Below are 23,577 nucleotides of genomic sequence, written 5' to 3'. Positions count from 1 at the left end.
CGTTTACAAAACATGGGATGAGGTGGATAAATTGAATCAGGATCATTTTAAATTTTGGCCGGTAAGAACTTCCACAACACTGACTTTGCCGGAAACTACTCTATATCACAACCTTGAGGTAACGGCTTCCAGATATCCCAGTAAAACAGCGATCGATTATTACGGAAATGAAATGAGTTTTGGAGATTTATTAAAAGAGGCCGATGAACTGGCTGGTTTTCTGCAGCAAAAAATGAATGTGACGAAAGGGGAGAGCGTTCTCCTCTATATGCAGAACTCACCTCAATTTATTATTGGATTTTATGCCATTCTTAGAGCGGATGCAGTGGTCGTTCCAATCAATCCAATGAACACCGCAGATGAACTCCGTTTCTATGTAAAAGACTGTGAAATAAAAAGTGCCATAGTGGGACAGGAATTATATGACCGGGCTGCACCGCTAATAAAAGAAGGCTTGATTACACAGGTCGTCGCTGCTGCCTATTCTGATTATGCCGGAACTCACGAGTTGAATTTGCCGGAAGAGGTTCGTGCAGAAAGAAGAATGTTTAATGAAGAAGGACATTTTTTATGGAAGGAGGCATTAGGTGCAGGGTGCATACCGCTTCCGTCCGCTTCAGGACCGGATGATCTAGCTGTTATGCCTTATACGTCCGGGACTACCGGATTGCCAAAGGGCTGTATGCATACAAATCGGACCGTTCAGGCAAATACATTCGGTGGATACCACTGGCTTAATGCAACTTCCGATGCCGTCAGCCTTGCAACCCTTCCGCTCTTTCACGTTACCGGCATGATCCATAGTATGCATATTCCGATCATGTCAGGGGCGACCATGGTGCTGATGACAAGATGGGAACGTGAATACGCGCGCAGCATCATCCGTGAGAAAAAGGTAAGCAACTGGGTCAACATTAGTACAATGCTTATTGATTTCCTGGCGAATCCGAAGCTGAAAAAGGAAGATATGGCGTCACTTCAGGGACTTGCAGGCGGAGGAGCGGCCCTCCCGGCAGCAGTAGGAGAAAAGCTGTTTGATCTGACAGGTCTCCATTTTGTCGAAGGCTATGGGCTTTCTGAAACGATCGCCCAAACTCACTTTAATCCGCCGGATCGTCCAAAGCTTCAATGCCTCGGCATTCCATCCTTTGATGTGGATGCGAAAATTATCGATCCCCTCACTCACGAAGAGCTGCCGATAGGCGGAGAAGGAGAAATTGTTGTAAACGGACCGCAGGTTTTTCTTGGCTACTATAACAGACCGGAGGAAAATGAACAGGCGTTTATAGAAATTGATGGAAAAAGATATTTCAGGACAGGTGATATCGGCAAAAGGGACGAGGAAGGCTATTATTTTATGGTCGACCGCGTAAAGAGGATGATTAATGCATCCGGATTTAAAGTATGGCCGGCGGAAGTAGAATCGCTGCTTTATAAGCATCCGGCTGTTCAGCAGGCCTGTGTAGTAGGAATTCCGGATGAGAGAAGAGGAGAGACCGTAAAAGCCTTTGTCGTTCTCACACAGGACGGGCTTGGCACCGCGCCTGAGGAAATCATAGACTGGGCGAAGCAGAATATGGCAGATTACAAGTATCCAAGAGTGATTGAATTTAGGGAATCTCTGCCGATGACTACAAGCGGAAAATTGCTGTGGAGACAGCTGCAGGAAGAGGAACGCCAAAAGGTGAGCGGAGGAATCGAGCGATGAATCAGGGGGTAGAAACGGTAACTGGAGCCATAACTGCAGATGAGCTGGGGAAAACACTCATCCATGAGCACTTTCTATTCGGCTATCCAGGATACAGCGGAGACTTGACGCTGGGCGGAATGAATACAAAGGAAGCTCTGGAAACGGCTGAAACGATTGCGTTGTCCTTAAGAAGCTTTGGAGTAGAAACCGTTGTTGATCCTACTCCGAATGAATGCGGGCGAAATCCGGAATTTTTAAAAGAAGTATCAGATAGAACCGGACTGCAGATCGTATGCGCGACAGGCTACTATTACGAAGGAGAAGGCGCCACCCCCTATTTCAAATTCCGGCAGCAGCTTGGAACAGCGGAGGATGAAATTTATGAAATGTTCATGACGGAGCTTACTGAAGGAATTGGCGAAACAGGAGTGAAAGCAGGAGTGATCAAGGTGGCTTCAAGCAAGGATCACATCACCTCTTATGAAGAAATGTTCTTCCGGGCAGCAGCAAAAGCTCAAAAGGAGACAGGAGCTGTCATCCTAACCCATACACAGGAAGGAACAATGGGACCGGAACAGGCAGAACTCCTTATATCGGAAGGAGCCTCGCCGGAAAAAATAGTCGTCGGTCATATGTGCGGAAATACGGATCCTGCTTATCATCGAAGGGTCTTGGAACGAGGCGTCTATATCGGATTCGACCGTTTTGGCCTGCAGGGGATTGCGGGGGCAAGGCCTGATGCAGAAAAAATAGAGACGCTCAGCGTACTGCTGAAAGAAGGTTATGGCAATCAAATTCTGCTCTCGCATGATACGGTAAATATCTGGCTGGGCAGACCGCCTGAAATCCCGGAACCGATCGCTGTACAATTGAGAAACTGGCATCCGGTCCATTTATTTGAAAACATTTTGCCCAAGCTGAATGACCGCGGATTTTCTGAAGAGGAGCTCGAAGACTTATTCACTAAAAATCCGCAGCAGCTCTTTTTTCAAAAGCAGCAGGCAGACATCCGCTAATTGAAACAGACGCCCCGGGAATCCCGGCGGCGTCTATTTGTTAGTTCTTAATATATCCGACTTTTTCAACGAGCTCCTGCCCCTGAGACCCTTTCATCCATTCAAGAAACGGCGGGATTGTTTTCTTTTTGTTCGATTTTAAGGTAATCGCATAAAGAGAGGCGGTAAAAGGATATTTTTCACTCGCAATATTTTCCGGACTTGGGCTTATCCCATTAATGGAAAGAAGTTTAATCTTTTCATTTTTTCTCATTCCAGTAGCGAAAAAACGGAAGGAAAAGCCGATGGCATTATCAAAATTCCGGTAATCCGCAACCTGCTCAATGATACCGCCCATCCCAGCAGGGGTTTCTTCCTTCAATGGCTGAATAATCGGTTTATCACCCATGATTTTCTCAAGCAGCGTCTGGCTCCCTGAATCTGCTGGCCGCTGGAATGCAACAATGTTTTTAGATTTGCCTTCAAGCTGAGACCAGTTCTTCAACTCACCTGAATAGATCGATTGAATCTCGGAAACCGTTAAACGATCAATCTGATTCTCAGGATTGACAAAAAAGACAAACGCCTCTTTTCCTATCGGGGTCATAACGAGCTCTGCCCCGGCTTTTTTAGCCATTTCCCGTTGTGCAGAAGACGGTTCAGCCCCGAAATAAATATCCACTTCCTTAGAGAGTAAGCGCTCAAAAGCATAGATCGTATTGGTAAAGCTGATAATCTCTTTTTGATTATTAGCTGCTTTAGCATTTTCGTAGACGGCATTGGCAAAAGCTGAATAAACAGGATAGGCGGCTTCTGCCCCGTCCATGACAGGCATCTGCTTAGGATCTTTAATCACATATTCTGAGGCTTCGTCCAATTTTGGGAGTACATGATCAGGATTTGACACACGGTATGGGGACAAATCAGTGCTTGAATAGCCTCCACCGTATTTAAATCCGTAGGAAGGAAGAACACTCTTGCTTCGCTGCCATTGAACGGCCATTCCAGAGCCAATTGCCAAAAGGACAATGGAAAACAGGATAAGGGTATTCCTTCTTGAAATCATATGTAATTTTTTCAACGCGGCAAACTTAATCACGATAGGCAGAACAAACGCCAGTTCAAATGCAAGCGGAGCCCATAGGAAAATCCGTCCTTCCCCTTCCATGTTAGCCATGAAAAAAACGGGTAAAAAAGGAAGGTGAAGAAGGGAATAGAACATCCATGGGCTTTTTCCCAATGCCCCCCAGGTAATAAAAATAAATATTGCCCAGAGTGAAGCAGTGTAGGCGATGGGAAGGATGCAGTAAAAAGTATTTTTTTCTTCTAGCTTCCGTGATGTCAGCCATCCGAACAATAGCCCGCCGATGAGTAAAGAAATAAGAGATGCCTGCAATGTACTATTTATGGCAGACGTAAGAAACAATGCTAAAATTGAAAAACCAAACTGAGCCAACCCTACTTTTAAAAACAGTTTTTTCACGTGAGAGTACTCCTTCATTATTCAACTAATGAAATTGTACCTCTTCATCACAATTGGAACAATAAGGAAAATTAATTATTTTGTTTATTCAGTGAGAAGTCCCCCGCTTCAATTTTTCTCTATGTCTTTTTGAATGAGTCTCGATAGCTGCAGCATCGTAACAGGAAGAGCGGATCTGGAGCTGAAGGCCAAATATTTTGGTTCCCAGCGGCTGGCAAATTTTTCTTTGTATTTTCGAATTCCTTCAAACTGGTAAAAATACTGGCCATGCCTATAGATTCGTGCAGCTGCTTTTTCACTCCAGAAGGCATACTTATTTTGGCCGACATTTGATAACGGAGCCATTCCTAAGTTAAACCACTTATAGCCCTGTTCTTTCATATGAAGCATGGTTGAAATGAAAATCATATCCATCGTGCCGCTCGGAACCTCCTGTGAATACCTCATCAAGTCAACGGATATGGTCTCGCCGTCATATACCGGAATAATGGTTGCGAATCCCATCATCGTTCCGGCGGAGTTTCTTAATACAGCTACCGGAGCCCGCTGAATATAGTCCCTGTCAAAATAGCCTAAAGAGAACCCTTTCTCTTTTCGGCCGTTAAGCCAGTCTAAGGAGACAGCCTCTAATTCCTGAATAAAAGAATCTGAAAAAGGAGGTTCGGCAATCGTAAAGTCATATCCTTCTCTCTCAAATTTATTTCTGACGGTACGCAGATTTGTTTTTTTCTTTCCTGTCAGCGTAAATTCTTCGAGATTCACATACGCTTCTTCTCCAAGCTTAAAAAACTGATAGCCATTTTCATGGTATAAGGAGAGCCAATCCTTTTCTGTTTGATAGAAAATAGGTGCCAAGCCTCTAATATCAGCGTATTCCCTAAGCTCCATAATCGCCTTTCCAAAAGAATTTCGGTCTCCGATTGGATCGCCCAGCACGACTAATTTATCAGAATAAACGGTGTACATCATAAAAACGTCCCGGTTTTTATTCCAAAAATATTCTTTATCCCCCATCAATGCCAAATGAGTTAATACATTGCCTTTCGTGTACTCCAGAAATTCCAGCAGCTCGGCCGAGTTCCTGGCAGTCTGTTCCTTTTTCATTAAAAAGGTGAAGCCGATCGTGTTGAAAAGAACAGCAAGAATGAAGCCTGATGCAGCTGTGATGATGAGCTCTCCTGGGGTTTTTATTAGTACATCCTTCACAGAAGCAGGCAGAGACAGCTGTTCAAACGGCTGATCAAAGAAACCGATTGATATATAGCCGAGCAAAGCACAAAGAGTCAGAGCCATCATATAGATTGAAGCTTTCCATGAAAAGGGGTGGCGTTCCCGGTAAAAATGATTTTTTGAAAGTCTTAAGAGGGCAAGAATGGCCATTAAAAATAGAGATTCTTCATAGTCCAGCCCTTTAGAAAATGTAAACAGTGCTCCTCCCAAAAGAGCCATATACGTTAGCACATAAGCGCTTTTCACTTTAAGCTGTATGGAACGGGATAGCAAAATCAGCGAAATTCCTGCTGTTACTGATAACAGATCAGAAATATTCATAACGGGCTCAGATAAAAGCTTTTCTGCAAACTTGATCCTTTCCAGAATTCCAGGCGTTGCAGCAGATAAGAGAAGAAGAACCCCGCTAAGAAAAACTAAGACAGCGAGTGCCCAGAAGCTCAAATTAGGAATTAGCGAATTTGGAATGAAGGAGAACCGTTTCATCCATTTGTTATTTTTAAACGGATCAGCAACGGTATCCCGCGTTTGGGAGTAAGCTTCCGATAAAGCGAAAAACAGCCCAATAACGAAAGGAATGAGAGAGTAAAAGACCCGATAAAAAAGCAGAATGATCAAGATTTGGCTGTCCTGTGCACCGGCATGATTCAAACCGACTAACAGCAGCAAGTCGAATGAACCAATCCCACCAGGAACTAAACTGATGACACCGGCAATCGATGCAAGAACAAAAATCGTCAGCATGGAAACAAAGGGAATATTCGTCCCTGTTATGAGAGCAATAGCCCAAAGAACGAGGGAAGCTGCAATCCATTCCAGAAGGGAGGCAGCAATTCCCCAGGCCGTCCACCGATTTATTGAAAAGAAAGGTTTTTTGTTTTTCAATACGAGACAAGTAAGGAGGTAAACAGGCAAATATAAGGCCATTCCCCATAATAGAAATTTCACCCATGGGTAGCTAGTATAAATGGGGATCATCGTTCCGGCTGAAAAAATCGGCAGCCATGCAAGAATAGAGATTCCAGTTAGCATAATAGGCATCAGCCAAACGATGGAAGATAAAAAAATCATTGAATCCCTTACATGATTTTTCAGCAGCAATCCCCTTAGAGCTGCACCCGCAAAACCTCCAAATCCTATAACACTATTAAAAGTATTGGCAATCCAGGAAACTTTTAAAAAGGTATGCCAAGGCAATGACACGTTTAATTTTTTGGTCAAAACGAGGTCGTACGCCATTAAGGCTGACACCCCGGCTAATCCAATCAAAAGCATAGCAGCGATTTGCATAGGTTCAAGGGATTTCAGCTGAATTAACAGGCTGGAAGGATCGATTTGGTTGATTTCCTTCTTTCCTTCCATATAAATGAAAATGATGATGACAAACGGGATCAAAATCTTAGCCAGTTTGACTAAGTTTACTTGCTTTCCCATAATGATTCTCCTTTGCGTGCAACCAGATAAAATCTTATTTCGATAGGGCTGCAAATGATGATAGCAAGCACCCGGTACAAACAAGTTTAACAGGTCTTAATGATAAGAATGAAGGATTAATAGAGGCTCTTTCGATACGCATCAATCTTTTCTTCAAGCATTTGATCGGTAACAGACAAGACAGCGAGCTGTTCCTGGATACTCTTTCGATGTTCCTCTAGGAGCTGAAGTCTTGCCATGTTTGTATGATCGCCTAATTTGTATAATTGTGCATACTCTTTAATTTTCGCTACAGGCATTTGGGTTTCTTTTAATTTAAGAACAAACTGCAGCCATTTAAGATGCAGATCATTGTAAATCCGGTCTCCATTGGATTTACGTTCCGGTTCGATAATTTCTTCTTTTTCATAATATCTTAATGTATGCGTACTGATTCCTAAAGCTTTAGCAGCTTTGCTGATTGTGTACATATAAACCTCCGGATTTGACTTAGAGTTAACTCTAATCAGTATAATGAAATCGTAAAAGAATCACAATATAGAATGCAGAAAATAGGAGGAGATCATATGAAGTATACGGTTATTACAGGGGCAAGCTCAGGTATCGGATATGAATCGGCGCTGGCCTTTGCTGCCCGCGGCAAGAACTTAATTATTACGGCCCGCAGAGAGGACGAGCTTCAGAAGCTTAAATCAGAGGTTCAAAGCATTAACGCTGATCTTGATGTTGTGATCCGTACGGCTGATTTATCTTCATCAGAAGAAGTACACCAATTTTACGAAGGTCTTAAAGATTATGAACTCGAAACGTTTATTAATAACGCAGGTTTCGGGAACTTCGCAGCTGTTGGTGAACAGAACTTGAATAAAATCCAAACGATGCTTCATCTGAATATCGAAGCGTTGACGATTTTATCCTCACTTTTCGCAGGAGACTACTCTGATAAAGAGGGCACACAGCTGATTAACGTTTCATCAGGAGGCGGTTATACCATCGTAGCCGATGCCGTTACCTACTGCGCGACAAAGTTTTATGTGAGTGCTTTTACTGAGGGTCTTGCACAGGAACTTAAATCGAAAGGTGCTCTTATGCAGGCAAAAGTACTTGCTCCTGCTGCAACAGAAACGGAGTTTGCCAAGCGTTCGATGGACCTTGACAGCTTTGAATACGAGGGTGCCGTTCAGAAATTCCATACGGCTAAAGAAATGGCCGGCTTCATGCTTGATCTGTATGACAGTGAAAAAACAGTCGGACTTGTGAACGGAGAAACGTATGACTTCGAACTGAAGGATCCGGTTTATCCTTACGCAGACCGGAATCGCAGGTAAGAGTAAGAGGCGCTGGATCGCGGATCCGGCGCTTTTTTTTTGCACTCGCATTCATGGAAAATGAGAGCCAATACCTCCCTGATCAATGATATAGTTAGAGAAGCTGATTTTAAATGCGTTTACAGAAAGAAGGATAATGATTTGGAAGCTTCTCTAGCAAAAAAACGGTCTGTGAAATTGAATTTTTATCTATTTTATTTTCTGGTGTTTTTCGGTATTGGGTCTCTCTCCCCGCTTCTTTCGGTTTATTTACGGGATGAGATTGGTCTTTCAGGGAGCCAGATCGGTATGGTGCTTTCGATCAGTCCGGTTGTGATGATTCTGATTCAGCCAGTCTGGGGAATATTGAGCGACGTAACGAAAAAGCCTGTTCACCTCCTCACCGCAGCAATTGCAGTGACGGCTTTGATGGGAATCGCCTATTCGGCCGTTTCAAGCTATTCACTCATTATTGGCGCCGCAGCGATGCTCGCCATATTCCAGGCAGCCATCATTCCATTATCGGACAGCATCTCGATTAACTATGTTCAAAAAACAAAAATGGACTATGGTTCGATACGGCTTTGGGGAGCCATTGGATTTGCCGTATCGGTTCTGGCTGTCGGAAAACTGGCGGAAACCACCAGCCTGTCCGTTATTTTTTATACGTTTACGCTTGTTATGGGTTTAGGGATGGTTTTTGCGTGGCAGCTTCCGAGAGAAAGCAAGCCGATAAAGGTGAGCTTTAAAAAAGGGATGAGTGATCTTGTCAAAGCACCATCGTATTTTATCTTTTTGGCTGTTGCTTTTCTCGTTCTCGGGCCCATCCTCGCCAACAATTTTTATTTTGGTATTTTCGTAGATGATTTAGGGGGAGGGCTTGCGGGAATTGGACTGGCATTCATGCTTGCTGCCGGAAGCGAAGCACCCGTTATGAAATTTGCAAACCGCTGGATTGGGAAATTCGGAATGAAACAGATTCTCCTTCTTGCCGCCATTGTTTCAATGGCAAGATGGTTCTTATATTTCTTCGAACCCCCGCTTGCTCTCGTCTATGCAACAACGGTGGCACAAGGGTTTTCAACAGGGCTGTTTATTCCCGCCGCACTTCAATATGTAAAAGATCTCGCACCGGTTTCTGCAGGGGCTACAGCAATCAGTCTCTATTCCGCAGTAGGAAATGGCCTGGGCAACTGGTTTTGCACGTTTCTCGGCGGATTTATATTAGAAGCGTATTCCGTCTTTTCCGTCTATCTATTCTTTGGCATATTATCGCTGCTTGCCGTTATTCTGCTGCTGTTTGTGAAGCAGGAGCCGGGGGCGCCAGCCTGAGCTATGCTGCCCCCTTATGTAAAGGGGGGCTTTTTATTATGGCGTGGAATAGGTGTATGAAAGGTAACAAGGACTTTTGGAAGCAGAATGGGCCCTTCATTTAGTGCCATTATCAATCCTCGGTCGATTATTTTCAGCCAGGAGGAAGTGGACCAAGCGGCTATTAAAGAAATAGAACTTAGAAGCGCACACTACATTCCTGCAGAACACCTTCCAAAGCTTGTTATTAGTGATTGGAAGAAGGATTATCTATATGGGCTGCAAAGCCTTGGACTGGATTTAATGGTTACCGGTCCGATCAAAGAGGATAAGTGAAGGAGGACTATCAGACATGGCAACATTTTTCTTGATGATCATCTATTTAGCTTTCATCAGCTTAGGGCTGCCGGATTCCGTACTTGGTGCGGCTTGGCCTGTCATGCAGGGAGACTTGGGCGAACCAATGGATCGGGCTGGCCTGCTCTTTATGACGATTGCTGCAGGGACCATTATTTCCAGTCTGGCAAGCGGTAAAATCCTTAATCGGTTCGGTACCGGTCCTGTCACCCTTGTCAGCTGCCTGATGACAGCTGGCGGACTTTTGGGATTTTCTATTGCCCCTTCACTGATTTGGCTGATGATTTGTGCCATTCCGCTTGGTCTTGGGGCAGGTGCTATCGATACTGGATTGAACAATTATGTGGCTATTCATTATAAAGCGCATCACATGAGCTGGCTGCATTGTTTCTGGGGTGTAGGAGCAACGCTCGGACCGATTATTATGGCGCAATCCATTTCTGCGGAAAACTCATGGAGAAACGGATATCTCATCATTGCTTTGATTCAGCTTGCTTTAGCAGCCATCTTATTTTTCACCCTGCCTTTATGGAAACGTGCCGCGGGTAAGAGTGAGCCTGTGAAAGAAGAAACATCTGAAGCGGAACAGCCATCCGGAAAACCGGTCAAGGCGTATAAAATCAAGGGAGTTCATCTGGCTCTGTTTTCTTTTCTGTTTTACTGCGGTGCTGAAGCTGCAATGGGGTTATGGGGAAGCAGCTTTCTGGTGGATACGAAGGGGCTGCCGGCCGCAACGGCTGCCCAGTGGGTTTCCCTTTATTACGGGGGAATTACTGTTGGGCGCTTAATAACGGGTTTTATCACATTAAAGGTAAGCAATCGGATGCTGATTTTAGCAGGGCAGGGGATTGCGTTAGCGGGAGCTGCGCTATTGATCCTGCCATTGCCGGCTGGCTTTGCACTCGCAGGCTTTGTTTTGACCGGCCTTGGATTAGCCCCGATTTTCCCGTGCATGATGCATGAAACCCCTGTTCATTTTGGAAAAAAGCATTCCCAGGCTATTGTGGGCTATCAAATGGCATTTGCCTTTACAGGAAATACATTTCTTCCGCCTTTGCTTGGATTTGCATCATATCATACGACAATGGGGATTTTTCCGCTGTTTATTATCGCTGCAATTGCTGCGATGCTGTTCAGTTCAGAGAGATTAAATCAATTAATGAAGGAAAAAAGGAAAGTAAAAGAAGGGAACCACCCTGCTTTTTAATCAGCTGGATCCGATTGCTTATTTTTCTTTCTGAACTCTCCGGGGGTACAGCCCAGCTGTTCTTTAAACCTGCTGTGAAAATAGGAAACGCTCTTGTACCCGCATGCATCCGATATAAACGAAACAGAAGAGTCCGTTTGCAATAAGAGCTCTTTGGCTTTAAATAATCGTTTCACTCCCAAATAAGCGGGCAGCGTCAAGCCGGTTACACGTTTAAAAATCCGGCTGAAATGTTCAGGACTGACTAGAGCCTGCTCGGCGAGGGCAGGCAAGGTAAGTTCATGATCACTAAAATGAAGATCAATATAGAATAATACCTCTTTCATCCATATCTCACTCTTTGAAAGCTTTCGGGATGTTTCCGGAATAGCAGGCTGCTGTCTGGCAATCAGCAGAAGAATCCCCTGGAGATGAGCGAGCAGCGCATGACGGTATCCAATTTCTTTTTTTAAAAGCTCAGTATGCATGCGGATTAAAATTTCTTCATGCTCTTTCATGTGTTCAGCGATGAGGAGATAGTGGAATTCTTTTTGGGAAAATGGTGACAGAAAGGAAAAGAAATCACCGAGCTCCATGGATTGAATAAGTGCAGGGTGGAATAAGACCACAGTGCAGAGGAAAGGATTTCTCTTAGAAGGATTCGCATGATGAATGACATTTCCCGGAATGAGGAAAAGGTCATTTTTTTTCATTGGATAAAACTCTTTATCGATAAAAAAGGTGCCCTGTCCATCAAGGACGAACACAATTTCATACCAATCGTGAAAATGATATAAATGCGGCTCCTGCTCCGGATTTCCTTTCAAATGATAAAAAAACACAAAGGGAAACATTGGATCAAAGCTGTGCGACTCTCTAACGGCATCCATTGATCAATCGTCCTTCCGAATTAAGCGGCCTTTTACATATCTTATAGCAAAAGTCTGGTTTCAACAATTAAAAAAACATCAAAAAAACGCACATTCAGGCACAAAAAAATAGAACATCTCTCTTTCCGCAAGCCTTATGATAACGTTAACAGGCAAAGCCGTCTGTAAACAAGAAGAAATGAGGGATTGTTTTGAAAAACCAATTGGAAACGCTTCCGGACTTAAGCAGTGAATTTAGTCTTTCTCAGAATCAAATTCAAGAATACCAGGATAAAGGCCATATTTGTATACGGGGAGCTGCTTCAAAGGAAGAAATTAAAGCTTATCGCGACGTGATTTATCAAAGAACGCTTGAACATACTGAAAAGCTTGCACCTTTATCAGAAAGGGATACGTACGGAAAAGCCTTTGTACAGGTAATGAACCTGTGGGAGCAGTCAGAGGATGTTAAGAAGTTTGTTATGGCGCGCCGGTTTGCAAAGATTGCAGCCGATCTGCTGGGAGTTGACGGCGTCCGGATTTATCATGATCAGGCACTGTTTAAAGAGCCGGGCGGGGGTCATACTCCATGGCATCAGGATCAGACATACTGGCCGATTGACACAAATAAAACCATCACTATGTGGATGCCGCTTGTGGATGTAACGGATGAGATGGGATCGATGTCGTTTGCTTCTGAATCCCATAAACGCGGATATATCAGCAAGCTTGGCATCTCGGACGAATCCCACCGGACGCTCGGCGATTATATTGATGCAGAGGGATTAGAAAAAGTGACGTACGGGGGAATGAACGCTGGGGACGCCACATTCCATTATGGATGGACACTGCATAGCGCGGCTGGTAATCCAACGGACCGGACAAGAGAAGTCATGACCATTATTTATATGGCAGACGGTACAACTGTATCTGAAATAGATCACGAAGCAAGGGAAAATGACTTAAAGCAGTGGATGCCTGGATTGAAAACAGGAGATCAAGTAAATAGCCCGCTGAATCCCCTTGTTTACTCCAAGACAACATGAAGTTGAAAAGAATCAAATCGCTGTGGGGGATGGAGGGTTCTCTCAGCGAACAGTTCAAAGCGGTCTCAGACGCAGGGTACAGCGGAATTGAATCCCCCCTGCCTGCTCATGGGCGGCAAAGTGAATTCAAGGAACTGCTTCAGGAGCATCAGCTCGATTACGTTGCTCAAATTTTCGCAGAGGATACAAGCAGTTTTGAAAAGCAGGTGGCGGATGCGGCAGAATTTCAGCCCCTCTTGATAAATTCCCAAAGTGCGAAAGATGATATGCGTTATGAAGATCAGCTGATTTTCTTTACAAAGGCTGTTCAAATTGAAGAACAGGCACAAATCCTGATTGGACATGAAACGCATCGGGGGAGAGCGATGTTTACTCCCTGGAGTACGGCCCATTTGCTTGAAGATATTAAGGATTTAAGCATAACAGCGGATTTCAGTCACTGGGTATGTGTATGTGAGTCCATGCTGCAAGATCAAGCCGATCGGCTTGATCTTGCCATTCAGCGAACCGTCCATGTCCATACGCGGGTGGGATTTAGCCAGGGCCCGCAAGTACCAGATCCAAGAGCCCCGGAGTATAAGGAAGAGCTGGATATCCATGCAGAATGGTGGAGGAAGATAGCGGAAGCACACCGAAAAAAAGGAGCCGGATACTTAAGCTTTACACCAGAATACGGCCCACCAGGATACATGCACACCGAGCCGTATACGCAGCGGCCATTAGCTGATTTATGGGATGTCTGCCTGTGGATGGGGAACTTTGTGGAAGAGCGTTTGAGGGTTTAAAGGAATTAAGACGGTCAGCCTCATCCCTTCTTAAATTAGCCATCCCGACTGAGGTCAAAAATAGTATAAACAACCTTCGCGGCAAGGGGTTAGTCAGGTTACTTGTTGTCTAAGGGCACAAGTAACTTGGAATCCCCTCTTTCAAATTTCTGCATGACGCTTAATCTGTTCAGTCATTCAAAATGCTTTTTTCTAAAACATCATACTTATTTTCAAAATTCCGTTCAATATGAACTTCACCCCAAGCACATAATGCATCGAGAATATCCTTCAGAGTCCAGCCATAATCCGTCAGTGAGTATTCTACTCGCAAAGGGACCTCGTGAAATACCTCTCTTAAAATAAGCTTGTCTTCTTCTAATTCCTTAAGCTGCTGAATAAGCATTTTTTGCGATATACCCGGCATAAGCCTTTTCAATTCACTATTCCTTCTTGTTCCAAGAATTAAATGGCACAAAATAACTACTTTCCATTTTCCTCCAATTACTTCGAGCGCTGCTTCTACAGGCATCGTGTATTTCTTCATTTAAATTTTGCCTCCAAATCTATAGGTACTAAACGGTAACTTCGGCACCGGATGGTAACTTAATAACTGTAAAGTGCGTACTTTTCACGTTGAAAATTATATTGCATACTGAATGAGCTAGCAAATGATAGGCAAAATGAGAAAACAAAAACAAAATACCTTGAAAGCGAGATGTTTGTATTGAAACTAAATTTAACTGATAAATTAGTACTTGTAACAGGATCAACAGCTGGAATCGGGAAAGCAGCTGCCGTCAGTTTTCTTAATGAAGGAGCAAGAGTTATCATTAATGGACGGTCAAAAAAAAATGTGGATTCAGCCGTGGCAGAACTTTCTTCCCTTGGTACGGTTTACGGTATAGCAGCGGATGTTTCTAAAAAAGATGAAACGGACAGCCTGATTGCACAAATCAAGGAGCTAGGAGATTTAGATATCCTTGTTAATAACACAGGGGTGTTTACTGTCAAACCATTCGAAGAGGTAACAGATGAAGAGTGGCTGGATTACTATCAAATTAATGTAATGAGCGCTGTACGCCTTTCACGGGCATTCCTTCCTGATATGATTAAACGAAATGAAGGCAGAATAATTAACCTGGCCAGTGAAGCGGGCATCAAGCCATATCCAGAGCTTGTTCCTTATGGGGTTTCAAAGACGGCTCTTATCACTTTATCCAGAGGGTTGGCCGAGGTAGCTAAAGGAACGAATGTAACGGTTAATTCTGTCTTGCCAGGCCCAACATGGACGGAAGGGTTTGGTACCTTCATTAACGATATGGCAGCAGAAAACGGCATGGATCTGAAAACATATATTAAGGAATATTTCAAAAACGATCAGCCTACTTCTCTGATTCAGCGGTATGCTACTGTCGAAGAAGTAGCGGATACAATCGTTTTCCTAGCTTCATCCAAAGCATCAGCAATCACTGGAACCGCACAAAGAGTAGAAGGCGGTATAATTCAAAGCATCCTCTAAATCAATTTAAAAGCGCCGGGTATACGCTCCGGCGCTTTTTATAATTGTACATCTAAACATAGAGACGGATCGATAATAAGCTTTTTTCTTGTATTAATTAAAAGTAAACAAATCGGTAGACAGGTAGCGTTCCCCTGTATCGCAGGCAATGCATACCACTGTATCCTCAGGCGTCAGGCGCTTAGCCACTTCGATTGCAGCGAAGCATGCAGCACCGGATGAAGGCCCGACAAGGATTCCTTCTTCTTTCGCAAGCCTTCTCGCCGTTGTGTAGGCTTCTTCATCCTCTATGCGGAAAATTTCATCATATACTTCCTCGTTCAATATAGATGGAATGAACCCCGGGCTTGTTCCAACGAGTTTATGCTTTCCGGGCTTTCCGCCTGAGAGGACAGGAGATCCGGCAGGCTCCACTACATGCACAGTAAGGTCTTTCAGGTGTTTTTTCAGTTCTTCACCAGTTCCAGTAATGGTTCCGCCGGTGCCGGAGGTTGCAACGAATGCACGTAGCTTTTTGCCTGCCCCCTCCATTGCCTCCAAAATTTCAACAGCGGTCGTTTTCCTGTGGGCATCCGGATTGGCCGCATTTTCAAATTGCATCGGCATGTAGCTGTCTTCAATTTGCTCGGTCAGTTCTTTAGCTTTTTTAATAGCCCCCGGCATTTTTTCATCTCCCGGAGTAAGGACGACCTCTGCTCCATATGCCTTTAACAGGTTAATTCGTTCCTGGGACATCGTATCAGGCATCACTAATATGGCTTTATAGCCTCGCGCGGCAGCGTTCATGGCAAGGCCAATGCCGGTATTGCCGCTAGTTGGTTCAATAATCGTCGACTTCTCAGTAAGCAGTCCGCTTTTTTCCGCTTCGGAAATCATCTGGAAGGCTGCGCGGTCTTTCACGCTTTTGCTCGGATTGAAAAACTCCAGCTTCAGGTAGATTTGTGCTCCGCCTTCAGGAGCAAGCCGGTTAAGCTTCACGAGCGGAGTTCTTCCAATCAAATCTGCCATATTATTTGCTACATCCATTCGTCATTCCTCCAGGTACTATTTGAAAATATCATATCAAAAATTATGATGGTTTACCTAGTCATCGAATTGTGTATCCAATCCGTTCATTTGGTAGAATAGGAATAAGAGTTTTTAGCAAAGAGGGTAAAAAAATGGGCACACATTATTTTCTGGCTGTCCGAATCCCAAGACAGCAGTCAGCTATTATTCAATCATTGATCAAACAGGAATGCAGCCGCATGCCGTTCAAACGGTGGGTTCACCCGTTTGATTATCATATTACACTTGCATTTCTCGGTGAGCCGCCTTCCGGGGAGCATCTTCTTCAGTTAAGCGATGATTTATCCGAAATAATAGAAGGGAGGCTGCCTTCTTTTCATTTGGACTTTGCAGGAATTCAAACATTCGGAGCAGCAGATTCGCCAAGAATCTTATGGCTTGGTGTCCGTCCGTCTAAAACTTTGATGGAATTGAGAGAGGAAGTCTATTCTTGTTGCATAAAGAATGGTTTTCAGCTTGATCCAAGACCTTTCAAGCCTCATATTACCCTTGCGAGAAAATGGGACGGAAAAGATCCATATTTGAATCCGGACGGCTGGAACCCTGAGTCCATTCCTTCATTTGAAGTGCCAGCCATTGATTTGCTGCAGACAAATGTAAACGAAGAACCTAAGTACAAGACGATTCGTTCTTTCCCTCTAACAGGAGCGGATTCTTAATGCTATATGTAAAAATCGCTATTCAAGTCGTTCTCCTTTTTGGAATCAGCATGTTTGGTATGTATATACAAAAGGTTTCCCATTTTCAAGTGCCCGGCAGCATGATTGGCATGATTCTGCTTTTCTGCTTGTTAAGAGCAGGATGGATGAAGCCGGAATGGGTTAGAGAGGGAAGTTCGTTCTTGCTGAGAAATTTAACCCTTTTATTTGTACCCGGGACAGTGGGGCTGATCCAGTATCTTCATCTATTTGAGGGAAAAGGGATTCTTAGTGCAGCAGCTGCATTTCTCAGTACGTTTTTGGTTATGTCTTTGACTGCCTGGGTGACGGAAAAATCACTTAAACGAAAAGCAGCAAAAAGCAGAAGAGAGGGTTTGGAGTCATGATTATGGCCGTCTTATCCTTTGCAGGAACCATTCTTCTTTTTAATGGAATGAAAAAGGTTCATACGTATCTTCCGACTCCTTTGCTGCTTCCCATTGTAACAAGTACAGCGATCCTTATTATGGTTCTGCTCCTGACGGGTACGGCATATCAGGCTTACATGGAGGGCGGAACTTTTATTAGCATGCTCCTTGGTCCTGCCGTCGTCGCTCTTGCATTTCCCCTTCATGATCAGTGGGACCGTTTAAAGAAGCATATTCTGTTGCTTGCCGGTGCTTCCTTTGCCGGGACATTGATTGGGCTTTTCAGCGGAATGTATATGGCCATCCTGTTCGGAATGGATTCTGAAATTATTCGTTCGTTAATGCCGAAATCTGTCACCGCTCCGATCGCAATGGATATCGCATCCATGATTCACGGAATTCCAGCGTTAGCCGCCGTATATGTCATGGTAGCAGGAATATCAGGATCGATGTTCGGCCCCTTCCTCATGAGAAAGCTCTTTATCCGAAATCCAATCGCAGTTGGAATAGGGTATGGTGCTGCATCCCATGGTGTCGGTACGGCCAGGGCCCTGGAATACGGGGAACAAGAGGGCGCGGTCAGCTCAGCAGCGATGACCTTCAGTGCTATTTTTGCTTCATTATTATGTCCGCATATTGCGGCACTACTTTTATAAAGGAGACCGATATGGGTCAATTGATCAAACTGAGAGATTACATATCAAGATATGAAATAGATCCTTATCACTATACGGGTCAATACATTCGTTTGAAAAAACATCAATGGGAGAGGATTAACAAGGCCTGGGAGGAAAGGCAGTTCGACCCCTATCTTGTACCGTTTCCTGCAGAGCCTGATCATGGGGAAGAAAAAGCTTCTTTTTGGGAAAAATGGCCGTTTCGAAAACAAAGAGAACACGAAGAACCGGTTTCCGAGTCTTCGTCTTTTGCGGCTGAAGAAGACCCTGATATGCTGTTTAGCCATGTGCCTGCTTCCAATAATGATTTAAAGCATGAATTTCTGGATAAGATCTACCGCTTTCAGCTGAAGTGGGCGAGCTCGACAATTCGTGAGCAGTCGGATTTTGACAGACGCTATTTTTATGACGAGACACTTCAATTTTTCCTGAAGCGGCTTCCCGATCATAATTTGTATATGCACAATGCCGTTCTCGAAGTGAAAAATGCGGCCGTTGAGATTGGTCCTGTTCTTATAACGCCTGCCGGAATTCAGTGCATTTCCTGGATTACAGGCAAAAAAGAGGATATACTTGTCGGCTCCGGAGAAAGATTTTGGACCATTAAAAGCGGGAAATATACAAAAAAAACGTTAAATCCTTTGCTTGATTTACATCGTACAACCACGATTATTTCAAGAATTATAAAAAGCAGGGGAATTGATTTTCCTGTGATGAAACGGCTTATTTTTGAACATGGTTATGCTGATTTTCAAACACCCCCTTATGAGGTGGAGGTAACTGATAAGAGATGTTTCGATGAGTGGTTCAGCAAAATGAGAAATTTATCTTCACCGATCAAACATGATCAGCTGAGGGCAGTAAAAGCCATTCTTGACTGCACTCTAACCCGTTCCAGAATCCGCAGTGACTGGGAGGAGAAGGGAAATTAAGGGAAGTCCTCTAACACACGAAGGGCAATTGCACATAAAATGAATTATAGATCCGGTAATAAGTGGAGAGACTGAACAATTGCAGGTATTCATCGTAATTTATTCATTTACAGTTTCTCCAGGGGGGAAGAGCAATGACGAGTGTAAACAGCCCATTTGAAGCTTACTTAGATGATCTTCATACCATTACCATTTTGCTGCCGGGAGATCGTCAGCATTCCTTTAAAAAAACGTTTACAGTGACAGATGAAGCAGGGAACGAATCTCCTTTATCTATGTCAGATTGTTATGATATTGAAAATTTTGTAAAATGCATTTGTCATTCAAGCATCCAGCTGAAAGCCGGTGAACGGCAAGTGGTTACTGATTCAAGCGGCCTCTCTGCAGAATTGCTGATGGGAGCTGTAATTAGAACGGCGGCTTTTGATGAACTATACGGATATGACGGTAAACTCGGAGTTGAATTTACGGAAGCCCAAATTTCTTTAAAAGTATGGGTGCCTACAGCAGTAGAGGTTCGTCTCCTATTGAGCGATCCTGCCCAGCAGATAATCGAAATGCCGATGAGAAAGGCAGGCCAAGGAATATGGCGTGCTCAAACTGGCGTGGATCAATACGGGAAATTTTATAAATACCGTGCCTTGATTAATGGAAAATGGAGAGAAGCAGCAGATCCTTATGCAAAAGCTGTGACGATAAACGGGGAGTGGGGCGTCCTTTTGAATCCAGCAGACGCTCAGGTGGATAAAATTCCGGTTGCTCCTTTGAACCAGGTTACGGATGCCATTATTTATGAACTGCATGTAAGAGACTTTTCCATTCACGAAAACAGCGGCATGAGCGCGAAAGGGAAATTCAAAGCGTTTACAGAAAAAAATACGGCTTCAAAAAAAGGTTTTACTACCGGGATGTCCTATATTAAAAGTCTCGGGGTTACCCACGTTGAACTTCTCCCGATCTATGACTTTGAGGGAGTTAAGGAGGGCGAGGAAGACGGAGGCTACAATTGGGGCTACAATCCTGTTCATTTCAATGCACCTGAGGGCAGCTACTCGACGGACCCGGATAATCCGATGGCAAGGATCAGAGAGCTGAAAGAATGCATCCAGTCATTGCATGAAAATGGACTGAAGATGATTATGGACGGCGTATACAATCATGTGTATGATATGAATCTGTCTTCCTTCGAAAAGCTTGTTCCAGGGTATTTTTTCAGAATGGATGAGCATGGCTATCCGTCCAATGGAACAGGGGTCGGCAATGATTTTGCTTCTGAAAGAAGGATGGCAAAAAAGTTCATTTTGGATTCTGTCCGCTATTGGCTGGAGGAATATGATATAGACGGCATTCGTTTTGATTTAATGGGAATCCTTGATCTTGACACGATGAGGAAGGTTAGGGAGCTTGCCGCTTCGATTAAGGAAGATGCGGTTCTTCTTGGCGAAGGCTGGGATTTATCAACACCTCTCGGAGCTGATCGGAAAACAACTATAATTAATGCAAAGAAAATTCCAGGAGTGGCCTTTTTCAATGATCGTTTCCGGGATGTGATAAAGGGGAGTACCTTCCTTCATGGAGACAGGGGCTTTTCAATGGGGGATGAAGGGAAAAAAGATGAAGCGCTCTCTGCTATTAAGGGGATTGTTCAATACAGCCAAGGTTCAGTCAAATGGCTTGAGGATCCTTCCCAATCGGTCAATTACGTAGAATCCCATGATAATCATACGTTTTGGGATAAATTAAAAATTGCTGTACCGGATGCTCCGGATGAAAAGCTTCGTCAGTATCAGAAACTTGCCTCATCAATGGTGATTCTGTCACAGGGAATCCCATTTTTGCATGCAGGACAGGAGTTTTACAGAACGAAACAGGGGTGCGAAAACAGCTATAACCAAAATGATGACATTAATCATTTAGATTGGAACATGAGAGAAGCATTTGAAGCGGACATAAAAGAAATAAGACAGCTGATCCAATTAAGGAAGTCTCATGGAGGGTTCAGACTAAGCAGCAAAGAAAAGGTTGAGCGTCATTTTCATATCCTTCCCTCTCCGCCATACGCCATTTATTATCTATTGAAAAATGTCGGGGAGTATGGAAATTGGTCAAATATTTTAGTCATTCATCAGGCGTGGGAATTTGACACGGAATTTGCTTTGCCGGATGAAGATGAGTGGGAGATTGCTTACTCCCCGGGAGCTCAAGACGGAATTTGCTTGGTTGAAAAAGGAAGCGTGAAGCTGAAAAACATAGGAACGTATATATTGTTTAAGCCTTAGGCCTTAGTTTTTCTTGACGGGAAATACCAGTAAACGATAAAATTTAAAAGGACGGCTATTGGATGTTACTTTGTGATTGCCTCAATTAGCGGTCTTTTTATTTTTTTTATATGATGACATTCTTAAAATGAATTAATATTTAAATATAACGAGTGGCTCTCATGATGAACTGTTTTTGAATGAGTCCATCTTTATTTGCCCTCGCCTGTAATAACGCTGTAAGGGCTTATTGATAAAAATCTTAACATGAAATGATGGGTTGACATTGAATCAAAATTGGCTGGAACATCTGCTCGGACAAGAGTGGGAGCTTTCTCCTGCAGGAGGGGCTACGGGAGAAGCTTATTATGCCCGACATGGGGAACAAAAGCTTTTCTTAAAACGAAATAGTTCGCCATTTCTTGCCGTTCTCTCAGCAGAAGGAATTGTTCCAAAGCTGGTTTGGACAAGGAGAATGGAAAACGGTGATGTAATCACGGCGCAGCATTGGCTGGAAGGCCGGGAGTTAAAGCCTGCTGACATGGATGGAGATCATGTAGCCTCGCTTTTACATAAGATTCACCATTCGAAAGAGCTGCTGGATATGCTGAAGAGGCTGGAAAAGCAGCCGCTGACGCCCTCATCTATTCTTGAAGATATTCGGGATACACTTGAGTTCGAAACATACTTTCTTCCTGAAATAGAAGAAGCTCTGCAATACCTTCATGACCGGCTGCCCGATGTGGAAATAGAAGAAAAAGTGGTATGCCACTGCGATTTAAATCATAACAACTGGCTGCTTGCGGATAACGACCAGCTCTATCTGATTGATTGGGATGGTGCTGTTATTGCGGATCCAGCTATTGATTTGGGGAACCTGCTGTATTCATACATTGAGGAAAGCCGCTGGAGTGACTGGCTTTCCCAATATGGCCTTGAGCTAACAGATCATCTGCGTCTGCGAATGTATTGGTATGTACTCGCTCAGACGATTGTTTCTCTCATGTGGAACCGCTCAAAGAACCACGCAAAGGAAATGCATCAGGCAGTACAAAATTTAACGTTGCTCCTGACACGGAAAATTTAAATTACGAAAAGGAATCGATATCCTGTATCCATTGGGTTAGATTCTGCTGCTGTGAAGTAATGTGCTGATTCAGTTCAGATGCGGACTTTCCATTTTGACTGTATTCGTAAATATTCTGAAGGACACTTTTAACATTTTGGTCAATCTGTGCATTGACCATCAAAGATTTAATGAGCCGTTCAATTTGTTCGCATTCCGCAACGGTTCCGCAGCAGTCTGCTTGCTGCTCAGTCAGAATATCCTTTAGCAGTGTGACTTGATGATGATAATCCAGGGGCATGGTTCATCTTCCTTTCATTTTTGCTATACCTTTAAGATGTTCAACTGAATTCTTTTTATCCCGCCAAAAAATTACGCTCCGGCATGCAGCAGCTGCCGGTTTTTGTCTGTATAAAACCTATGTTGATTCTCAAATCAACCTATTTTGCAGGTGCGGCAAGTATTGCGCAATACGAAAAGTCATGCTATTTTGTAACGAGCAGAATCTGAAAAAATGTACATGAGGTGTTACGATGCGAGTAAGAAACAAACCGTGGGCAAGCGAGTTTTTACAGGAAAACCGTCATATTGCGATCGCGCAGCCTTCTGAATTAAAAGGGAAATGGAAGGAGTTTTTTGGGAATTCCAATCCTATTCATATAGAAGTCGGGACAGGAAAAGGGCAATTCTTATCTGGAATGGCTAAAGCAAATCCTGATATTAATTACCTTGGCATTGAGCTTTTTCAAAGTGTGATGGTCATTGCCGTGCAGAAGGTCATTGATGCAGAAGTGGATAATTTGAAGCTTTTAAATGTGGATGCGGCGGTTTTGACGGATATTTTTGAGGACGGCGAAGTGGACAGGCTGTATTTGAATTTCTCTGATCCATGGCCTAAGAAGCGTCATGAAAAGCGCCGTCTTACTTATAAAACGTTCCTCGGCCTCTATGAGCGCTTGCTTGTAAAAGGAGGAGAGATTCACTTCAAAACCGATAATCAGGGTCTGTTTGAATTTTCATTAAGAAGCTTTTCGGAATACGGAATGCTGCTTACTTTTGTGAGCCTTGATTTGCATCAAAGCGATTTTGAGGGAAATATCATGACCGAGTATGAAGAAAAGTTCTCCAATAAAGGCCAAAGAATTTACCGGTCTGAGGCAAAATTTCAAAACGAGCCTAGTGAATAAGAATGAACAGGAGCCTGATTGTATCTGCCGGCCGGCAGATTCTCAGGTTCTTTTTCTTTCTCTGTTTCCATTGAACGGCTGCGCTTTCAGATAGGCAGAATTACTGTTAAAATGAAGCAGGGAGGGATT

At 43.7% G+C, this 23,577-nt stretch carries 23 protein-coding genes; 16 read left to right on the top strand and 7 right to left on the bottom strand.

Features of this window, described 5'->3' with window-relative positions; all coding sequences use genetic code 11:
• Nucleotides 1-31 precede the first annotated feature (31 nt).
• Both WCV65_RS15565 and WCV65_RS15560 read left to right on the top strand, forming a co-directional pair.
• Nucleotides 32-1,708, top strand: a complete 1,677-nt coding sequence (locus WCV65_RS15565) for a long-chain-fatty-acid--CoA ligase (protein WP_338777694.1) — start codon at nt 32-34, stop codon at nt 1,706-1,708.
• Nucleotides 1,705-2,706 carry a phosphotriesterase-related protein gene (locus WCV65_RS15560; protein WP_338777692.1) on the top strand — a complete coding sequence of 334 codons (1,002 nt, stop codon included), beginning with the start codon at nt 1,705-1,707 and terminating at the stop codon, nt 2,704-2,706. Before WCV65_RS15565 ends, WCV65_RS15560 begins: the two co-directional genes overlap by 4 nt.
• Nucleotides 2,707-2,746: 40 nt before the next feature.
• On the opposite strand, the gene WCV65_RS15555 is transcribed toward WCV65_RS15560, so the two are convergent.
• The 3 genes from WCV65_RS15555 to WCV65_RS15545 form a co-directional block, all read right to left on the bottom strand.
• On the bottom strand, nt 2,747-4,168 hold the full coding sequence (locus WCV65_RS15555) for a substrate-binding domain-containing protein (RefSeq protein ID WP_338777690.1): 1,422 nt from the start codon (nt 4,166-4,168) through the stop codon (nt 2,747-2,749).
• Nucleotides 4,169-4,276: 108 nt separating this feature from the next.
• The gene (gene mprF / locus WCV65_RS15550) at nt 4,277-6,832 is read right to left on the bottom strand and encodes a bifunctional lysylphosphatidylglycerol flippase/synthetase MprF (RefSeq protein ID WP_338777688.1); all 2,556 of its coding nucleotides are present in this window, start codon (nt 6,830-6,832) and stop codon (nt 4,277-4,279) included.
• A gap of 116 nt (nt 6,833-6,948) precedes the next feature.
• Nucleotides 6,949-7,302: a MerR family transcriptional regulator gene (locus tag WCV65_RS15545; RefSeq protein WP_338777687.1), complete on the bottom strand. Its 354-nt coding sequence runs from the start codon at nt 7,300-7,302 to the stop codon at nt 6,949-6,951.
• Nucleotides 7,303-7,398: 96 nt separating this feature from the next.
• Between WCV65_RS15545 and WCV65_RS15540 the strand changes: the two genes are divergently transcribed.
• The 4 genes from WCV65_RS15540 to WCV65_RS15525 all read left to right on the top strand — a co-directional run bounded on the left by WCV65_RS15540 (nt 7,399) and on the right by WCV65_RS15525 (nt 11,014).
• The gene (locus WCV65_RS15540) at nt 7,399-8,160 is read left to right on the top strand and encodes an SDR family NAD(P)-dependent oxidoreductase (RefSeq protein ID WP_338777685.1); all 762 of its coding nucleotides are present in this window, start codon (nt 7,399-7,401) and stop codon (nt 8,158-8,160) included.
• A 141-nt stretch (nt 8,161-8,301) separates the two neighbouring features.
• Nucleotides 8,302-9,471, top strand: a complete 1,170-nt coding sequence (locus WCV65_RS15535; protein ID WP_338777683.1) for an MFS transporter — start codon at nt 8,302-8,304, stop codon at nt 9,469-9,471.
• Nucleotides 9,472-9,558: 87 nt separating this feature from the next.
• The gene (locus tag WCV65_RS15530) at nt 9,559-9,786 is read left to right on the top strand and encodes a hypothetical protein (protein WP_338777681.1); all 228 of its coding nucleotides are present in this window, start codon (nt 9,559-9,561) and stop codon (nt 9,784-9,786) included.
• A gap of 16 nt (nt 9,787-9,802) precedes the next feature.
• Nucleotides 9,803-11,014, top strand: coding sequence for an MFS transporter (locus WCV65_RS15525; RefSeq protein ID WP_338777679.1), 1,212 nt, complete (start codon nt 9,803-9,805; stop codon nt 11,012-11,014).
• Here the strand turns inward: WCV65_RS15525 and WCV65_RS15520 are convergent.
• Nucleotides 11,011-11,883, bottom strand: coding sequence for an AraC family transcriptional regulator (locus WCV65_RS15520; RefSeq protein WP_338777677.1), 873 nt, complete (start codon nt 11,881-11,883; stop codon nt 11,011-11,013). The genes WCV65_RS15525 and WCV65_RS15520 overlap by 4 nt on opposite strands.
• 191 nt (nt 11,884-12,074) lie before the next feature.
• On the opposite strand from WCV65_RS15520, the gene WCV65_RS15515 reads away from it, so the two are divergent.
• Nucleotides 12,075-12,908 (top strand): phytanoyl-CoA dioxygenase family protein, encoded by an 834-nt coding sequence (locus WCV65_RS15515; RefSeq protein WP_338777675.1) that lies wholly within the window; start codon nt 12,075-12,077, stop codon nt 12,906-12,908.
• Nucleotides 12,905-13,693 carry a sugar phosphate isomerase/epimerase gene (locus WCV65_RS15510; protein WP_338777673.1) on the top strand — a complete coding sequence of 263 codons (789 nt, stop codon included), beginning with the start codon at nt 12,905-12,907 and terminating at the stop codon, nt 13,691-13,693. Before WCV65_RS15515 ends, WCV65_RS15510 begins: the two co-directional genes overlap by 4 nt.
• Nucleotides 13,694-13,862: 169 nt before the next feature.
• Here the strand turns inward: WCV65_RS15510 and WCV65_RS15505 are convergent, their stop codons facing one another.
• Nucleotides 13,863-14,219: a helix-turn-helix domain-containing protein gene (locus WCV65_RS15505; RefSeq protein WP_035409589.1), complete on the bottom strand. Its 357-nt coding sequence runs from the start codon at nt 14,217-14,219 to the stop codon at nt 13,863-13,865.
• A 180-nt stretch (nt 14,220-14,399) separates the two neighbouring features.
• Between WCV65_RS15505 and WCV65_RS15500 the strand changes: the two genes are divergently transcribed.
• Nucleotides 14,400-15,194 carry an SDR family oxidoreductase gene (locus WCV65_RS15500; RefSeq protein WP_338777670.1) on the top strand — a complete coding sequence of 265 codons (795 nt, stop codon included), beginning with the start codon at nt 14,400-14,402 and terminating at the stop codon, nt 15,192-15,194.
• 93 nt (nt 15,195-15,287) lie between these two features.
• On the opposite strand, the gene cysK is transcribed toward WCV65_RS15500, so the two are convergent.
• A complete protein-coding gene (gene cysK / locus WCV65_RS15495) occupies nt 15,288-16,220 on the bottom strand; it encodes a cysteine synthase A (protein ID WP_338777668.1) in 933 nt (310 codons plus the stop codon).
• 134 nt (nt 16,221-16,354) lie between these two features.
• Between cysK and thpR the strand changes: the two genes are divergently transcribed.
• The 6 genes from thpR (at nt 16,355) to WCV65_RS15465 (ending at nt 22,282) form a co-directional block, all read left to right on the top strand.
• Nucleotides 16,355-16,921, top strand: a complete 567-nt coding sequence (gene thpR / locus WCV65_RS15490) for an RNA 2',3'-cyclic phosphodiesterase (RefSeq protein ID WP_338777666.1) — start codon at nt 16,355-16,357, stop codon at nt 16,919-16,921.
• The gene (locus WCV65_RS15485; protein ID WP_338777664.1) at nt 16,921-17,307 is read left to right on the top strand and encodes a CidA/LrgA family protein; all 387 of its coding nucleotides are present in this window, start codon (nt 16,921-16,923) and stop codon (nt 17,305-17,307) included. The genes thpR and WCV65_RS15485 overlap by 1 nt, the downstream gene beginning before the upstream one ends.
• Nucleotides 17,304-17,984, top strand: a complete 681-nt coding sequence (locus tag WCV65_RS15480; RefSeq protein ID WP_338777662.1) for an LrgB family protein — start codon at nt 17,304-17,306, stop codon at nt 17,982-17,984. The genes WCV65_RS15485 and WCV65_RS15480 overlap by 4 nt, the downstream gene beginning before the upstream one ends.
• 11 nt (nt 17,985-17,995) lie before the next feature.
• Nucleotides 17,996-18,937, top strand: coding sequence for a nuclease-related domain-containing protein (locus WCV65_RS15475; RefSeq protein WP_338777660.1), 942 nt, complete (start codon nt 17,996-17,998; stop codon nt 18,935-18,937).
• A gap of 134 nt (nt 18,938-19,071) precedes the next feature.
• Nucleotides 19,072-21,216, top strand: coding sequence for a type I pullulanase (pulA, locus tag WCV65_RS15470; protein WP_338777658.1), 2,145 nt, complete (start codon nt 19,072-19,074; stop codon nt 21,214-21,216).
• Nucleotides 21,217-21,475: 259 nt separating this feature from the next.
• Complete coding sequence (locus WCV65_RS15465) at nt 21,476-22,282, top strand: phosphotransferase family protein (RefSeq protein WP_338777656.1); 807 nt, start codon at nt 21,476-21,478, stop codon at nt 22,280-22,282.
• A gap of 1 nt (nt 22,283) precedes the next feature.
• On the opposite strand, the gene WCV65_RS15460 is transcribed toward WCV65_RS15465, so the two are convergent.
• Nucleotides 22,284-22,562: a YtzH-like family protein gene (locus WCV65_RS15460; RefSeq protein ID WP_035409567.1), complete on the bottom strand. Its 279-nt coding sequence runs from the start codon at nt 22,560-22,562 to the stop codon at nt 22,284-22,286.
• A gap of 232 nt (nt 22,563-22,794) precedes the next feature.
• Between WCV65_RS15460 and trmB the strand changes: the two genes are divergently transcribed.
• Nucleotides 22,795-23,448, top strand: a complete 654-nt coding sequence (gene trmB, locus WCV65_RS15455; RefSeq protein WP_035409565.1) for a tRNA (guanosine(46)-N7)-methyltransferase TrmB — start codon at nt 22,795-22,797, stop codon at nt 23,446-23,448.
• Nucleotides 23,449-23,577 lie beyond the last annotated feature (129 nt).

Source organism: Metabacillus sp. FJAT-52054 (genome assembly GCF_037201815.1).
Classification (GTDB): domain Bacteria; phylum Bacillota; class Bacilli; order Bacillales; family Bacillaceae; genus Metabacillus_B; species Metabacillus_B sediminis.
Note: the sequence above shows the minus strand (reverse complement) of the source record. Positions and strands in the feature narration are given on the sequence as shown.

Excerpts from the sequence above, each read along its gene's own strand:
- WCV65_RS15460 (WP_035409567.1), bottom strand. The coding sequence starts at position 22,562 with ATGCCCCTGGATTATCATCATCAAGTCACACTGCTAAAGGATATTCTG.
- WCV65_RS15560 (WP_338777692.1), top strand. The coding sequence starts at position 1,705 with ATGAATCAGGGGGTAGAAACGGTAACTGGAGCCATAACTGCAGATGAG.
- WCV65_RS15485 (WP_338777664.1), top strand. The coding sequence starts at position 16,921 with ATGCTATATGTAAAAATCGCTATTCAAGTCGTTCTCCTTTTTGGAATC.
- cysK (WP_338777668.1), bottom strand. The coding sequence starts at position 16,220 with ATGGATGTAGCAAATAATATGGCAGATTTGATTGGAAGAACTCCGCTC.
- WCV65_RS15475 (WP_338777660.1), top strand. The coding sequence starts at position 17,996 with ATGGGTCAATTGATCAAACTGAGAGATTACATATCAAGATATGAAATA.
- WCV65_RS15545 (WP_338777687.1), bottom strand. The coding sequence starts at position 7,302 with ATGTACACAATCAGCAAAGCTGCTAAAGCTTTAGGAATCAGTACGCAT.
- WCV65_RS15530 (WP_338777681.1), top strand. The coding sequence starts at position 9,559 with ATGGGCCCTTCATTTAGTGCCATTATCAATCCTCGGTCGATTATTTTC.
- thpR (WP_338777666.1), top strand. The coding sequence starts at position 16,355 with ATGGGCACACATTATTTTCTGGCTGTCCGAATCCCAAGACAGCAGTCA.
- mprF (WP_338777688.1), bottom strand. The coding sequence starts at position 6,832 with ATGGGAAAGCAAGTAAACTTAGTCAAACTGGCTAAGATTTTGATCCCG.
- WCV65_RS15510 (WP_338777673.1), top strand. The coding sequence starts at position 12,905 with ATGAAGTTGAAAAGAATCAAATCGCTGTGGGGGATGGAGGGTTCTCTC.
- WCV65_RS15480 (WP_338777662.1), top strand. The coding sequence starts at position 17,304 with ATGATTATGGCCGTCTTATCCTTTGCAGGAACCATTCTTCTTTTTAAT.
- trmB (WP_035409565.1), top strand. The coding sequence starts at position 22,795 with ATGCGAGTAAGAAACAAACCGTGGGCAAGCGAGTTTTTACAGGAAAAC.
- WCV65_RS15525 (WP_338777679.1), top strand. The coding sequence starts at position 9,803 with ATGGCAACATTTTTCTTGATGATCATCTATTTAGCTTTCATCAGCTTA.
- WCV65_RS15520 (WP_338777677.1), bottom strand. The coding sequence starts at position 11,883 with ATGGATGCCGTTAGAGAGTCGCACAGCTTTGATCCAATGTTTCCCTTT.
- pulA (WP_338777658.1), top strand. The coding sequence starts at position 19,072 with ATGACGAGTGTAAACAGCCCATTTGAAGCTTACTTAGATGATCTTCAT.
- WCV65_RS15540 (WP_338777685.1), top strand. The coding sequence starts at position 7,399 with ATGAAGTATACGGTTATTACAGGGGCAAGCTCAGGTATCGGATATGAA.
- WCV65_RS15505 (WP_035409589.1), bottom strand. The coding sequence starts at position 14,219 with ATGAAGAAATACACGATGCCTGTAGAAGCAGCGCTCGAAGTAATTGGA.